At 69.8% G+C, this 13,649-nt stretch carries 12 protein-coding genes; 7 read left to right on the top strand and 5 right to left on the bottom strand.

Annotated elements, in window-relative coordinates; genetic code table 11:
* Nucleotides 1-392 precede the first annotated feature (392 nt).
* From R0145_RS04235 to R0145_RS04250, 4 genes are all read left to right on the top strand, one after another.
* Nucleotides 393-1,712 (top strand): extracellular solute-binding protein, encoded by a 1,320-nt coding sequence (locus R0145_RS04235; protein ID WP_317839166.1) that lies wholly within the window; start codon nt 393-395, stop codon nt 1,710-1,712.
* Nucleotides 1,709-2,677, top strand: coding sequence for a sugar ABC transporter permease (locus R0145_RS04240; RefSeq protein WP_317839167.1), 969 nt, complete (start codon nt 1,709-1,711; stop codon nt 2,675-2,677). Before R0145_RS04235 ends, R0145_RS04240 begins: the two co-directional genes overlap by 4 nt.
* A gap of 1 nt (nt 2,678) precedes the next feature.
* On the top strand, nt 2,679-3,521 hold the full coding sequence (locus tag R0145_RS04245; RefSeq protein ID WP_317839168.1) for a carbohydrate ABC transporter permease: 843 nt from the start codon (nt 2,679-2,681) through the stop codon (nt 3,519-3,521).
* A 75-nt stretch (nt 3,522-3,596) separates the two neighbouring features.
* Nucleotides 3,597-4,835, top strand: coding sequence for a sn-glycerol-3-phosphate ABC transporter ATP-binding protein UgpC (locus tag R0145_RS04250; RefSeq protein ID WP_317839169.1), 1,239 nt, complete (start codon nt 3,597-3,599; stop codon nt 4,833-4,835).
* Nucleotides 4,836-4,908: 73 nt separating this feature from the next.
* Here R0145_RS04250 and cysK read toward each other — a convergent pair whose 3' ends face one another.
* Nucleotides 4,909-5,835 carry a cysteine synthase A gene (gene cysK, locus R0145_RS04255; RefSeq protein ID WP_317839170.1) on the bottom strand — a complete coding sequence of 309 codons (927 nt, stop codon included), beginning with the start codon at nt 5,833-5,835 and terminating at the stop codon, nt 4,909-4,911.
* Nucleotides 5,836-5,973: 138 nt separating this feature from the next.
* Here cysK and guaA point away from each other — a divergent pair, with 138 nt between their 5' ends.
* Entirely contained in the window at nt 5,974-7,557 is a 1,584-nt protein-coding gene (gene guaA, locus R0145_RS04260) for a glutamine-hydrolyzing GMP synthase (protein ID WP_317839171.1), read from the top strand.
* 169 nt (nt 7,558-7,726) lie between these two features.
* Here the strand turns inward: guaA and R0145_RS04265 are convergent, their stop codons facing one another.
* Together R0145_RS04265 and R0145_RS04270 are read right to left on the bottom strand one after the other, a co-directional pair.
* Entirely contained in the window at nt 7,727-7,939 is a 213-nt protein-coding gene (locus R0145_RS04265; protein ID WP_317839172.1) for a hypothetical protein, read from the bottom strand.
* Nucleotides 7,936-9,354 (bottom strand): PspC domain-containing protein, encoded by a 1,419-nt coding sequence (locus tag R0145_RS04270; protein WP_317839173.1) that lies wholly within the window; start codon nt 9,352-9,354, stop codon nt 7,936-7,938. The genes R0145_RS04265 and R0145_RS04270 overlap by 4 nt, the downstream gene beginning before the upstream one ends.
* Before the next feature lie 292 nt (nt 9,355-9,646).
* Here R0145_RS04270 and R0145_RS04275 point away from each other — a divergent pair, with 292 nt between their 5' ends.
* Nucleotides 9,647-10,903, top strand: a complete 1,257-nt coding sequence (locus R0145_RS04275; protein WP_317839174.1) for a PspC domain-containing protein — start codon at nt 9,647-9,649, stop codon at nt 10,901-10,903.
* Nucleotides 10,900-11,610: a response regulator transcription factor gene (locus R0145_RS04280; RefSeq protein ID WP_317839175.1), complete on the top strand. Its 711-nt coding sequence runs from the start codon at nt 10,900-10,902 to the stop codon at nt 11,608-11,610. Before R0145_RS04275 ends, R0145_RS04280 begins: the two co-directional genes overlap by 4 nt.
* A gap of 102 nt (nt 11,611-11,712) precedes the next feature.
* On the opposite strand, the gene R0145_RS04285 is transcribed toward R0145_RS04280, so the two are convergent.
* Both R0145_RS04285 and R0145_RS04290 read right to left on the bottom strand, forming a co-directional pair.
* The gene (locus R0145_RS04285; protein WP_317839176.1) at nt 11,713-12,003 is read right to left on the bottom strand and encodes a GlsB/YeaQ/YmgE family stress response membrane protein; all 291 of its coding nucleotides are present in this window, start codon (nt 12,001-12,003) and stop codon (nt 11,713-11,715) included.
* Between the two features lie 145 nt (nt 12,004-12,148).
* The gene (locus tag R0145_RS04290; protein WP_411742094.1) at nt 12,149-13,396 is read right to left on the bottom strand and encodes a phospholipase D-like domain-containing protein; all 1,248 of its coding nucleotides are present in this window, start codon (nt 13,394-13,396) and stop codon (nt 12,149-12,151) included.
* Nucleotides 13,397-13,649 lie beyond the last annotated feature (253 nt).

Consider the following 13,649-nt stretch of genomic DNA (forward strand, 5'->3'; position numbering starts at 1 on the left):
GGCGTCGACTGCTCCGGTGAGGTCGGACGGCCGATCTGACCCGTTCCGGCCCGCCGGACCACAGTAGCTGGGGCAGCGTCCGCCAGATCCGGCGCTTTCAGGTAGACGCCGCGTGCCGGCGAGCCGCGGCTGGCTGACACCGCACCTTCTGCCAGAGCCCGGCGCCGCTGCCAGGTAAGACCCGTGCCGGGCGCACAGAGGACCTCCCCGGGTGTCCTCCTCCTCGACACGCCGTGCGGACAACCGATTATTATCCGGTGGCCCTTGACATTCGCCGCGTCGGTAGCGATGGTCGACTCAGGTGTGGGGTGACGTACGTCCCATTTCGGCCTCCCACCCCTCAGCGTTTCCCCCGGCGCGTCCCTGTCTACAACGTTGTGGAAGGAATGGTCATGCATCAGCCCGGTTCGCCTCCCCGGCGACCACGGCGGGCGTTGGCGACGGTCGCAGCCGCTGCACTTGCGGCGACGATCGCCTTGAGCGGCTGCTCCGCGACCGGGGGACCCGGCACCCCCACGCTCACCTGGTACATCAACCCCGACGACGGCGGACAGGCAGAAATCGCCCAGCGCTGCTCGGCTGCCTCCGGCGGCGCGTACGCTATCCAGACCGCGCTGCTCCCTCGCGACGCGACGTCACAGCGCGAGCAACTGGCCCGCCGCCTCGCCGCCGGCGACACCTCGCTGGACATCATGAGCCTCGATCCGCCGTTCATGCCCGAGCTGGCGGAGCCCGGCTTTCTGGCCCCCGTACCGGACAAGGTGGCGGCGGACTCGACCGCGGACGCAGTGGAGGGCGCCGTCCAGGCCGCCACCTGGCGCGGCCGGATCACGGCCGTCCCGTTCTGGGCGAACACCCAGCTGCTCTGGTACAAGAAGTCCGTCGCCCAGGAGGCCGGGCTCGACATGAGCCAGCCGGTCACCTGGGACCAGCTGATGGCCGCGACCGAGAAGACCGGCAAGCAACTCGGCGTGCAGGGGATCCGGTCGGAGTCCATGACGGTCTGGGTGAACGCCCTGTACGAGTCGCAGGGCCAGCACATCATCCTCAACCCTGACGCCCCGTCCGCCGACTATCAGCTCGGCCTCGACACCCCGGCCGGCGAGGAGGCCGCCCGGATCGTGTCGACCATCGGCCAGAAGGGCCTCGGCGGTCCCGGCATCAGCACCCAGAACGAGAACATCACCATGGTGAACTGGCAGAGCGCCCAGGGATCGTTCATGGTGAACTGGCCGTTCGTCTACGCTGCCACCCAGAGCGCCGTGCAGCAGGGCACCGTCCAGCAGTCGGTCCTCGACGACATGGGCTGGGCGCTCTACCCGCGGGTGAAGGCCGACGAACCGACCGCACCCCCGTACGGCGGTATCGTCCTGGGCGTCGGCGCGAAGAGCAAGCACCCCGACCTGGCCTACCAGGCGATCTCCTGCATCGTGTCGCCGGAGAACCAGGCCTACTACTTCGTCTCCAACGGCAATCCGCCGGCCGACAAGAAGGCGTACGACGATCCGGCAGTGCGCGCCAAGTATCCGATGGCCGACACCATCCGCGAGTCGCTCGACCTGGCCAAGTCGCGACCGCAGACCCCGTTCTACAACGAGATCAGCACCTCGATCCAGCAGCGGTGGACGCCGCTCAATGCGGTCACCCCGCAGACGCCCAAGGAGACCCAGGACTTCGTGCTGGCCGTGCTGAAGGGAGAACGACTGCTATGAGCACGACCGTCACCGCCGGGTCCACCTCCACGGCCCGGCACGCCATCGCGGAAGGTCACCGGCCACCGCTGACCGAACGTGCCCGCGGCGAGCGCCGGATGGGCTGGGCGCTCGCCGCCCCGGCCTTCCTGATCATGATCGCGGTCACCATCTACCCGATCCTCCAGGGCGTCTACGACTCCCTGTTCAGCTACCGCCTCACCGCGCCGGCCGAGCGCCGCTTCGTCGGCCTCGCCAACTACGGCGTGGTGCTGACCGACCCGGTGTTCTGGCGCGACTTCGGCGTCACGGTGCTGATCACCGTGGTGACCGTGGCAGTCGAGCTGGTCCTGGGCTTCTTCCTGGCCCTGGTGATGAACAACGCCCTGCGTACCCTCCGCGGCTGGCTGCGCACGGTGATCCTCATCCCGTACGGCACCATCACCGTGGTGTCGGCCTTCGCCTGGTTCTACATGTTCGACATCAACTCGGGGTACGTGAACAAGTGGTTCGGATGGCTGCCGGGCATCGGGCCGACGTTCGACTGGTTCGGCTCCACCGCGCCGGCCCTGTTCGTCATCATGGCCTCCGAGATCTGGAAGACCACCCCGTTCATCTCCCTGCTGCTGCTGTCCGGCCTGGCCCAGGTACCCGCTGAACTCACCGAGGCCGCCCGGGTCGACGGAGCCACCTGGTGGGAACGGATGAGCCGGGTGATCCTGCCGAACATGCGGGCCGCCATCATGGTGGCGGTGCTGTTCCGTGCCCTGGACGCCTTCCGCATCTTCGACAACATCTTCATCATGACCAACGGGGCGTACGGCACCGAGGCGCTGTCACTGCTCGCGTATCGGACCTCCATCGGGCGCCTCGAGATCGGACTGGGGTCCGCCGTGTCGGTGATCCTCTTCCTGTGCGTGATCCTCATCTCGGTCATCGCCATCAAGGGTTTCCGGGTGGATCTCGCCGGACGAGGAGTGAAGTGACATGACCGGTCTCTCCACCAGGCAGCGGGTGCTGTGGGGCCTCGTCGCCCTGCTCGTCCTGCTCTACACACTGTGGCCGCTGTTCTCGATCCTGGTCACCTCGTTCAAGTCCTCCTCCGACGTCACCTCGGGCAACTTCTGGCCCGCCGCGTGGGTCGGGGACAACTACGCGATGATCTTCGCCGGCGCCGCGCAGAGCCTGTTCCTGCCCGCCCTGCGGAACTCGATCGGCATCTCGCTGATCGCCACGGCGATCGCGGTCGTGCTGGCCACGTTCTGTGCGTACGCCATCGCCCGCCTCGACTTCCCCGGCAAGCGACTCGTGCTGAACACCGCGCTCGGGGTGTCGATCTTCCCGATCATCTCCCTGACCACCCCGCTGTTCAACCTGTGGCGCCGGATCGGCCTGTACGACACCTGGCCGGGCCTGATCATCCCCTACCTCTCGCTCACCCTGCCGATCTCGATCTACACCCTCGCGGCGTACTTCCAGCAGATCCCGTGGGACCTGGAGCGGGCCGCCCAGGTCGACGGCGCGACCACCTGGCAGGCCTTCCGCCGGGTGATCGTCCCGCTGGCCCTGCCCGGGGTCTTCACCACCGCGATCATCGCCTTCTTCATCGCCTGGAACGACTTCGTGTACGGCATCTCGCTGACCTCGACCTCGGCCGCCAGACCGGTGCCCGCCGCCCTGGCCTTCTTCACCGGCGCCTCACAGTTCGAGGAACCGACCGGGGCCATCTCGGCCGCGGCGATCGTGGTCACCATCCCGATCGTCATCGTCGTGATGCTCTTCCAGCGCCAGATCGTCTCCGGCCTCACCCAGGGTGCGGTCAAGGGCTGACGCCCCGTCCACCGTCAGTCCCAGCACGGCAAGGCCCGTCACACTCAAGGCTCCACCACACCCAAGGATCCAGCCATGGCCCAGATCTCCCTCAACAACCTCGTGAAGACGTACGACGACGGCTTCACCGCCGTCAAGGGCGTCAGCCTCGACATCGCCGACGGCGAGTTCATGATCCTCGTCGGCCCCTCCGGGTGCGGCAAGTCGACACTGCTGCGGATGATCGTCGGCCTGGAGGACATCACCTCCGGCGACCTGCTGATCGACGGGAAGCGGGTCAACGAACTCCCGCCCCGCGACCGCAACCTGTCGATGGTCTTCCAGAACTACGCGCTCTACCCCCACCTGACCGTCTACGAGAACATCGCCTTCCCACTGCGGCTCAGCAAGAACAAGATCCCGCCCGCCGAACTGGACCGCCGGGTCCGCCAGGCCGCGGACATGCTGGACCTGCGCGAACACCTGGACCGCAAACCGGCCAACCTGTCCGGTGGCCAGCGGCAGCGGGTGGCGATGGGACGCGCGATCGTCCGGCAGGCCGACGCGTTCCTCTTCGACGAGCCGCTGTCCAACCTGGACGCCAAGCTGCGCGGCCAGATGCGATCCCAGATCGCCCAGCTGCAACGCCGCCTCGGCACCACCTCGGTCTACGTCACCCACGACCAGACCGAGGCGATGACCCTCGGCGACCGGGTGGCCGTGCTCAAGAAAGGACTGCTCCAGCAGGTCGGCAGCCCGCGCGAACTCTACGAACAGCCGGTCAACCTGTTCGTGGCCGGCTTCATCGGCTCCCCGTCGATGAACTTCCTGCCCAGCCACGTCGAGGGCGACCGGCTGGTCACGCCGATCGGGTCACTGACCGTGCCCGACCAGGTCCTCGAGGCAGCCCGCGGCAAGGACAATGTGATCCTGGGCGTACGCCCCGAGTTCTTCGAGGACGACACCCTCGTCGACCCGGCGGTCCGCCCGTACGGCACGACCTTCCAGGCGACGGCCACCCACACCGAGTGGCTCGGCAACGAGCAGTACGGCTACATCGACTACGCACCGGACCCCAAGGTCGCCACGCTGATGGCGGAACTGGCCCGTGACCTGGACCAGGACGAGATCCCCGCGACCCTCGTCGTCAGCCTGGACGCGGCCAGCACGGTCCGCGGCGGCCGGCCGACCCGGCTGTGGGTCGACACCCGCAAGGTGCACGTGTTCGACCCGGCCGACGGCAGCAACCTCACCCGCGACGCCACGGCCGGCGCCGACCTCACCGCCCGCGCGGAGGAGGAACGGGTCTCCGAGATCGCCGCGGCGCGGGGCTGACCCGGACCGCGGGTCGGCCACCTCGGCTGCCTGCCGGTGGGGTGGGGCGCAGCCGAGGTGCCGACCTGCAGATTCAGACGAGGCCCTCGAACAGAATGGTGGACAGGTAGCGCTCGCCGAAGTCCGGCAGCAGGACCACGATGTTCTTGCCGGCGTTCTCGGGGCGGGCGGCCAGCTTGGCGGCGGCGCTCAGCGCGGCACCTGACGAGATGCCCACCAGCAGGCCCTCCTGGGTGGCGGCGTTGCGGGCGAAGGTCACCGACTCCTCGGTGGTCGCGGTGAGCACCTCGTCGAGGATGTCGCGGTTGAGGACCTCCGGGACGAAGTTCGCACCGATGCCCTGGATCTTGTGCGGACCGGGGTGCCCCTCGGTGAGCAGCGGGGAGTCGGCCGGCTCGACCGCGACGATCGTCACCTCGGGCTTGCGGGCCTTCAGCACCTCGCCGACACCGGTGATGGTGCCGCCGGTGCCGATACCGGCCACGAAGATGTCGACCGCGCCGTCAGTGTCCTTCCAGATCTCCTCGGCAGTGGTCCTCCGGTGGATCTCCGGGTTGGCCGGGTTCTCGAACTGGCGGGCGAGAACGCCGCCGCGCTCGGCGGCGATCTCCTCGGCCCTGGCCACGGCACCCCGCATGCCCTCCTTGCCCGGGGTCAGCACCAGCTCGGCCCCGTACCCACGCAGGAGCGCCTTGCGCTCGGTGGACATGGTCTCGGGCATGGTCAGCACGACCTGGTAGCCGCGGGCGGCGCCGACCAGGGCGAGGGCGATGCCGGTGTTGCCGGAGGTGCCCTCGACGATGGTGCCGCCGGGCTGCAGCTGACCGGAGGCCTCGGCAGCGTCGACGATGGCGACACCGATCCGGTCCTTCACGGAATTCGCGGGGTTGTAGTACTCCAGCTTCGCGAACACCTGCGCCGTCGTGTCGCCGAACAGGCGGTTGACACGGACGAGTGGGGTGTTGCCGAACGCCTGGGTGACATTCTCGAAAAGCGCCATGAACCAGTCATACACTAACTTATGACCTGCATCACGTGATCGGCGGCGGTGAGGTGCCGTCTCCGGGCGGCGCCGGCGGTGAGGTGCCGTCTCCGGGCGGCGCCGGCGGTGTCGGTGCGAGGCCCTAGACTGCCCACTATGGCAGATCAGACACCGAGCGGTGCCGCGGGGGCGGAGACCCACGACACCGTCATCGTCATCGACTTCGGCGCGCAGTACGCACAGCTCATCGCCCGCCGCGTTCGCGAGGCCCGGGTCTTCTCGGAGATCATGCCGCACACGGCCACCGCTGCCGAGGTCGCCGCCCGGCACCCCAAGGCAGTCATCCTGTCGGGCGGCCCGCAGTCGGTGTACGCCGAGGGGGCCCCACAGGTCGACCCCGGCCTGTTCGACACCGACATCCCGGTCTTCGGCATCTGCTACGGGTTCCAGGCGATCGCGGTGACCCTCGGCGGCGAGGTGGCACGCACCGGACTGTCGGAGTTCGGTCGCACCGGGACCACCGTCGTCGAGGCCGGCACGCTGCTGCGCGACCTCCCCACCGAGTTCCGCACCTGGATGAGTCACGGTGACGCCGTCCGGAAGGCGCCTGCCGGCTTCACCGCCCTGGCCTGCACCGCCGGAGCGCCGGTCGCGGCGTTCGAGAACGTGGACCGTCGTGTCGCCGGGGTGCAGTGGCACCCCGAGGTGATGCACTCCGAGCACGGCCAGCGCGTCCTGGAGCACTTCCTCTACGACATCGCCGGCTGCCGTCCCGACTGGACCCCGGCGAACATCGTCGAGGACTCGATCGCCCGGATCCGGGAGATCGTCGGTGACAAGCGTGTCCTGTGCGGTCTGTCCGGAGGCGTCGACTCCGCCGTGGCCGCCGCGCTGCTCCGGCGGGCCATCGGCGACCAGCTCGTCTGCGTGTTCGTCGACCACGGCCTGCTGCGGGAGGGCGAGGCCGAGCAGGTCGAGAAGGACTTCGTCGCGGCGACCGGCGTGCACCTGGTGGTGAAGGACGTCGCCGACATCTTCCTGCGGGAGCTCGACGGGGTGACCGATCCCGAGACCAAGCGGAAGATCATCGGCCGCGAGTTCATCCGCGCCTTCGAGGCGGCCACCCGCGAGCTCAACGAGGACGAGCCGATCGAGTTCCTCGCCCAGGGCACCCTCTACCCCGACGTCGTGGAGTCCGGTGGCGGTGACGGCGCGGCCAACATCAAGTCCCACCACAACGTCGGTGGCCTGCCCGACGACCTGCAGTTCACCCTCATCGAACCGCTCCGCACCCTGTTCAAGGACGAGGTCCGGGCGGTCGGCACCGAACTCGGGCTGCCCGAGGAGATGGTCTGGCGCCACCCGTTCCCCGGCCCGGGCCTGGCGATCCGGATCATCGGCGCGGTCACCGAGGAGCGGCTGGCGCTGCTGCGCCGCGCCGACGCGATCACCCGCGAGGAGGTCCAGTCCGCCGGGCTGTACCGCGACATCTGGCAGTTCCCGGTCGTGCTGCTCGCCGACGTCCGGTCCGTCGGGGTGCAGGGCGACGGCCGTACGTACGGGCATCCGGTGGTGCTGCGCCCGGTGACGAGCGAGGACGCGATGACGGCCGACTGGAGCCGGCTGCCGTACGACCTGCTGGAGAAGATCTCCACCAGGATCACCAATGAGGTCCGCGAGATCAATCGCGTGGTCCTGGACGTGACCAGCAAGCCGCCGGGCACCATCGAGTGGGAGTGAGCCGCGGGAGGGAGTGAACCGTCGGCGTCCTGGCTCCTGACGGCGGCACTTCCGACGGCCGCGCTGTGCTCCCTGGCCGCCGTGCTCCCTGGCCAGGGAGCCGTCCTCCGGCTCGACGCCCCGAGGCTGTCTGCCCGCAGTGGCCCCTGGGCCAGGTGATGCCGCGCGCTCAGCCGCGGTTGCCGCTGGCCAGCAGCCCGATCACGCCGATGATGACCAGGCACGCCGGGGCGGCGATGCCGATCAGGTCCCGGTCGAAGGGATGCACCATCCGGGTCCACAGCATCGCGCCGCCGTAGATGATCGCCAGCAGACCCAGGACGAGGGACAGCACGTCGGCGCGGCGTCGGGGGCGCCGTGGCGTGGTGTGACGGGTGCTCATCGGCTCTTCACCACCAGTTCACCGAGGTCGGTACTCCCGTTGACGGTGATCGTGGGCGCGCCGGGGGCACCGGGGAAGAGGACCGTCGAAGTGGCGTTCTCCTGGGAGGACGAAGTGGTGGACTGGTCGCCCAGCTGCAGGGTGCCCATGCCGACCTGCGCGTTCACGACCACCCGGGCATCGGCGGGCACCAGGACGGTCAGCGAGCCGGCCCCCATATGGGCGTCGTAGCTGAGGTCACGGGTGGTCTCCAGCCGTGACATGTCCACGGTGACCCGGCCGAAGTCCCAGTTGTCGGCGGGCGGGAGGGTCTGCTCGTCGGTGTACACCACCGACACCGGCGCGGCGGCCCGGCCGGGGTCACCCGTCAACCGCGGGTGGTCGTGCTGGTAGGCGCCGACGGTGGCGATGAGGCCGAGGATCACCGCCGCCATGATCAGCCCACGGGGCCTGCCCACCCAGGCACCGACCACCAGTGCTCCACCGACGACGACGAGCGCCGACGCCGCCCAGACGAAGGCCGGCACCGCGTGTCCGGTCGAGACGAGCAGGGACAGCACGGTCCACAACAGGCCGACCGAGGTCAGGGTGACCAGCGCAAGAGTCCGCTTGCCCACCCGCTGCGGGTCGGGCAGCCGGGGAGCACGGGGGCGCGGCGGTGGCGGGGCGTACAGGCCGATCGGGTCGGGATTGGTGAGGTAGCTGCTCATCGCCGGGTCGTACGCCCGGTTCGGGGTCGCCGGAGGCGTGGCTCCGCCGGAGGGCGCGGCGGCGCCGGGGACCGGCCGGACCGCGGTGGGCATGTCCCCCTCGGGCCATCGGGCCGCCGAGGGCTGGGATGTCGAGGACTGCGGGGCCGAGGTCTGCGGAGGGGCGCCGAACGGCTGGATCCGATCCAGACGCGGCCGCTGTCCGTACGGCTCGGCGGTGCCAGAATGGTCGGTGCGGTCTGGGCGGTCACCGGCACCGGGCGCGGAGCGGTCCGCGGGGCCGGGCGGCACGAACGGCGGGACACCGGAGCGCGGCAGGGACCGCTCCCGTCGGGGCCGGTGCACCCCGAAGTAGTAGACCAGTCCGAGGACCACCGCCGGGAACAGGGAGAGCGATGTCACGCTGCCGAGGGCAGCGGCGACCGCCACGACGACGACGGCCACGGCGGTGATCAACGCCCAGCGGGGGGCACGGGTCAGGACCGGGAACGTCTCCAACAGCGGACCGCGCTCGTGTCCCTCGAGCGGGATCAGCACCCAGGCCGCGAGGTAGAGCACCACGCCCATGCCGGAACTCACCGCGAGGACGACGGCCGCGACCCGGATGATCAGCGGATCGATCCCGGTGCGGTCGGCGATGGCGGCACAGACACCCGCGATCGGTGCTCCGGTCGCGGGTCGATGCATCGTGGTCGCCGGCTCCATGCCCCCATCCTGTCTCGCGTCCGAGGAACGGACCATCGGGCACATCCCCCATCTTCGCCGGGACGAGGGTCCGGGGGATGGCATTGTCAGCGACGCGTGGTTTGCTGGATCCACCATGGATGATTTCTCGCCCGTCCCAGGGGACCCTACCGGTGCTGCGGAGGATTCCGCACCCAGGTCAGGGTCCGGTGCGGGTGCGCCGTCGCCCGGGGGCCCCGCCGTGCCGTCGCCCGGGGGCCCCGCCGTGCCCTCGGCCGGAGGCCCGGGCGTGCCCTCCGACGGGCGGCGGGAGGTGACACCGCGATCGGGACCGCCGGCCGAGCCCGAGCGGCGCCGTGCCTATCGGGTCGACGACGGCCGCTGGCTGGGCGGGGTCTGCGCCGGCCTGAGCCAACACCTCGGCTGGCCGGTGATGCTGCTGCGGCTGGCCTTCGTCGGTCTGACGATGACCCAGTTCGTCGGTGCCGTGGTGTACGCGGTGCTGTGGGTGGCATTGCCGCCGGAGCCGCCCCGGGCGTCCGCGCCGGGCCTGGAATCCGCTGCACGGACCGGCGCCCGTACGGTGCCGCGCCGGCTGCGCCGCCGCATCGACATGGGTGCGGCCCTGGCGATGGCCCTCTTCGGCGGCGGCGTGCTGTGGCTGGTGCAGATGACCCGCTTCGGGATGCCGTGGGCGTTCTTCTGGCCGGTCATGCTGGCCAGCGCCGGGGTGGCCGTGATCTGGCGCGAGGCGGACTCGATGGGCACCTGGCGAGGCAATCGCGAGGGCGCGGGTCAGGCCCCGTCGCGGGGGGCTCGTCTGGGGTCGTTGCTGGGAGCCCTGGCCGGTCTGCTGCTCCTCGGTGTCGCGTTCGTCCTGGTGGTCCCGGACCCGGCCGGCGGCGGAGGCACCTCGGAGCTGATGATGGTGCTGATCCTCAGCCTGGGTGGTGTCGCCGTGGTCGGCGCCCCCTGGTTCTTCCGCACCCGCGCGGAGCTGGACCGGATCCGGGAGGAGAAGATCCGGGCGGACGCCCGGGCCGACATGGCGGCCCACCTGCACGACTCGGTGCTGCAGACCCTCGCCCTCATCCAGCGCCAGGCCCATGACCCGCGGGCGGTCACCCGGCTCGCCCGGCGGCAGGAACGGGAGCTGCGCGAGTGGCTGTACGGCAGCCCGCCGGACGACACCACGCTGGCGTCGGCGGTGCGCCGCGTCGCCCTGGAAGTGGAGGACGAGCACGACATCGACGTGGAACTCGTCACGGTGGGGGACACGACGATGACCCAGGACCTGGACGCGCTGGTCCGGGCGGCCCGTGAGGCGATGGTGAATGCCGCGAAACATGCGGGGGTCGACCGGGTCGACGTGTACGCCGAGGTGCTGGAGGATACCGTCGAGGTGTTCATCCGTGATCGCGGCCAGGGATTCGACCCCGAGGCGATCGACGCCGACCGGCAAGGGGTCCGGCGCAGCATCATGGAACGGATGGAGAGGCACGGTGGGCGGGCCACGATCCGCTCGGCGCCGGGCCAGGGGACCGACGTACGACTGGAGATGACACGATGACGACCCATCAACCCGAACCACAGACACCGGACGGCGAGGGGACCGGACCGCGTGAGGGGCTGCGGACCGGCTCGCTGCGGGTGGTCGTGGTCGACGACCACGACATGTTCCGGGCCGGGGTGAAGCACGAGATCGGGGCCCGGGTGACCATCGTCGGCGAGGCGGCCGACGCACCCGGAGCCGTCCGGATCATCCTCGCCACCGATCCCGACGTGGTGCTCCTCGACGTCCACCTGCCCGGCGGGGGCGGGGTCGAGGTGCTGCGCCAGGTGCATCAGCGCCACCCCGACGTACGTTTCCTGGCGCTGTCGGTCTCCGACGCCGCCGAGGACGTGATCTCGCTGATCCGTGGCGGGGCCCGTGGCTACGTGACGAAGTCGATCAATGCCGATGAGCTGATCGAGGCGATCGAACGAGTCGCCGGTGGGGACGCGGTGTTCTCACCGCGGTTGGCCGGGTTCGTCCTGGACGCGTTCTCCGGATCGATCGACGTGGCCAGCGTCGACGAGGACCTCGACAAGCTGTCCCCGCGGGAGCGGGACGTGCTGCGCCTGATCGCCCGCGGCTACTCCTACAAGGAGGTGGCCAAGGAACTGTTCATCTCGGTGAAGACGGTCGAGACGCACGTCTCGAGTGTGCTGCGCAAACTGCAGTTGTCCAACCGTCACCAGCTCGCGCGGTGGGCCAACGACCGACGACTGGTCTGAGGATCGGACCGGCCTGAGGACCGGCGGATCCGGACGCCACAGGAGCCCTCACCGGTGACCCGGCGAGGGCTCCTGTGGGTGAGGTTGCGGACGGCGGACGATTCAGACCCTCTTCTTGGTGATCAGGCCATAGATGAACAGCACGATGATGCAGCCGACGATGGCGAGGATCCACGTCCACAGCGAGAAGAAGCCGTGTCCCTGGATACCGAAGAGGCTGCCGATCCAGCCGCCGACGAGCGCGCCGACGACACCGAGGATGAGGGACACGACCCAGCCGGTGGGATCGTTGCCCGGAAGGATCGCCTTGGCGATGGCACCGGCGACGAGGCCGATGATGATGAGACCGAACCAACCGACGTTGAGGGCGAGAGGCACGAGAAGCTCTGTCATGGGCACCACTCTAGGGGAGGGGGTGGCCCAGGTCACCGATGCCGCGGCAGGAAGGGGTGTGTTGGGGGGATGACCCCCACCGGACCAGGAGGCTCTCAGGGCGCCGATCCCGCTGGGGCCGGCGGATCGGCCGCGGGCCGGCCGGTCAGAGGAACGGCCGGAAAGGTCGCAGCAGCTCCTCGGAGACCTTCACCATCAGTGGCCGGCGTTGCCATTCCTGCAGGGTCAGTTCCCGACAGTTCGTCAGGTCGGTGGAGAAGATCGTCTCCATCCGCTGGGCGACCGACGGGTCCATGAACTCGACATTGATCTCGTAGTTGCCCACCAGGCTCAGCCGGTCCAGGTTCGCCGTGCCGATCGTCGCCCACTCGCCGTCGATGGTCGCCGTCTTGGAGTGCACCATGGCGTGCTGGTAGAGGAAGAGTCGTACGCCGCCGCGCAGCAGCGTCCCGTAGAAGCCGCGCGACAGCCAGTCCGCCTCGATGTGGTTCGACTCCGCCGGGATGATGATCCGGACGTCGACCCCACGCGCCGCGGCCTTGAGGATGCCGTCGAGCAGGTCCTGGTCGGGGATCAGGTAGGCATGGGTCAGCCAGATGCGTTGACCGGCCCGGTCGATGGCCTCCAGATACAGCCCGCGGATCGGGTAGGTCGCATACATCGGGACGTTGCGGTGGACCCGTGAGGCAGTGTGCCAGGCGCGGCCCCGGGGTTCGTCGAGGTGCTCGCCCCGGGGCCCGCCGATCGCGTTCCAGTAGTCGACGAACGCGTCGGCCAGATCGGGGGCGACCGGACCGGTGAGCCGGACATGGGTGTCGCGCCAGTCGCTCGCGTACCGGGAGCCGATGTTGTACCCGCCCACCCAGGCCGTCTCGAGGTCGACGACCAACACCTTGCGGTGGTTGCGGGCGAACTTGCCGAGTCGCCAGCCGCGCGGCCAGCGCAGGTAGAACGGGTGCCGGCGGGCATGCACCGCCGGGGGGAAGCGGAAGAAGCGCTGGTCGACGACGAGGTTGGCGAAGTGGTCCCAGACCACGTACACCTCGACGCCACGTTCGGCGGCCGCGATGAAGGCGTCCTTGAACTCCTGGCCGATCTCGTCGCCCTTCCAGATGAAGGTCTCGAAGTAGATGCTGTGCCGGGCGGAGCGGATCGCTGCCAGCATGTCGTCGTAGAGGTCCTGCCCATAGGTGAAGATCGTCGCGGTGCCCTCCGCGGTGGTGAACTCCTCGGGAGGGGTGCGCGGGAACCGTGCCGGGCCCTGGCGCCGTTTGCGCAGGTAAGCGGCCACCTGCAGCCCGGCGATGCTGATCGCCTGGAGGAGCCCGATCAGGGTGACCAGGCGAGTCAGCACGCGGCGGATCTGCGGCAGCGGACTCACGATCCGCGGCAGGGGGCTGACCGGGAAGGCCCGGGCCCGGGGGCGTGCCGGCCCGGTCGGTGCGACCCCTCGACGCTCTGGCATGCCCACCAAAATAGCGCCAGACACCATCTAGGCTGGACGGTGCCATGAACGAAGCTGACTCGCCGACCCTGTTCCCCGCCTTCGGCGCCACCCTCGGCGCCACCCTCGGCACGCCCACCCGACGCGGCCCGGCGTCGGCGCGCGGTGGGCGTCCCGAGGAGCGCCCGGACACCTCGGAGCC

This window comes from Raineyella sp. W15-4 (assembly GCF_033170155.1).
GTDB lineage: Bacteria > Actinomycetota > Actinomycetes > Propionibacteriales > Propionibacteriaceae > Raineyella.

Bases quoted from the DNA above. Each gene is read 5' to 3' on its own strand.
- R0145_RS04250 (WP_317839169.1), top strand. From the start codon at position 3,597: ATGGCCCAGATCTCCCTCAACAACCTCGTGAAGACGTACGACGACGGC.
- R0145_RS04285 (WP_317839176.1), bottom strand. From the start codon at position 12,003: ATGACAGAGCTTCTCGTGCCTCTCGCCCTCAACGTCGGTTGGTTCGGT.
- cysK (WP_317839170.1), bottom strand. From the start codon at position 5,835: ATGGCGCTTTTCGAGAATGTCACCCAGGCGTTCGGCAACACCCCACTC.
- R0145_RS04280 (WP_317839175.1), top strand. From the start codon at position 10,900: ATGACGACCCATCAACCCGAACCACAGACACCGGACGGCGAGGGGACC.
- R0145_RS04265 (WP_317839172.1), bottom strand. From the start codon at position 7,939: ATGAGCACCCGTCACACCACGCCACGGCGCCCCCGACGCCGCGCCGAC.
- R0145_RS04240 (WP_317839167.1), top strand. From the start codon at position 1,709: ATGAGCACGACCGTCACCGCCGGGTCCACCTCCACGGCCCGGCACGCC.
- R0145_RS04235 (WP_317839166.1), top strand. From the start codon at position 393: ATGCATCAGCCCGGTTCGCCTCCCCGGCGACCACGGCGGGCGTTGGCG.
- guaA (WP_317839171.1), top strand. From the start codon at position 5,974: ATGGCAGATCAGACACCGAGCGGTGCCGCGGGGGCGGAGACCCACGAC.
- R0145_RS04270 (WP_317839173.1), bottom strand. From the start codon at position 9,354: ATGGAGCCGGCGACCACGATGCATCGACCCGCGACCGGAGCACCGATC.
- R0145_RS04245 (WP_317839168.1), top strand. From the start codon at position 2,679: ATGACCGGTCTCTCCACCAGGCAGCGGGTGCTGTGGGGCCTCGTCGCC.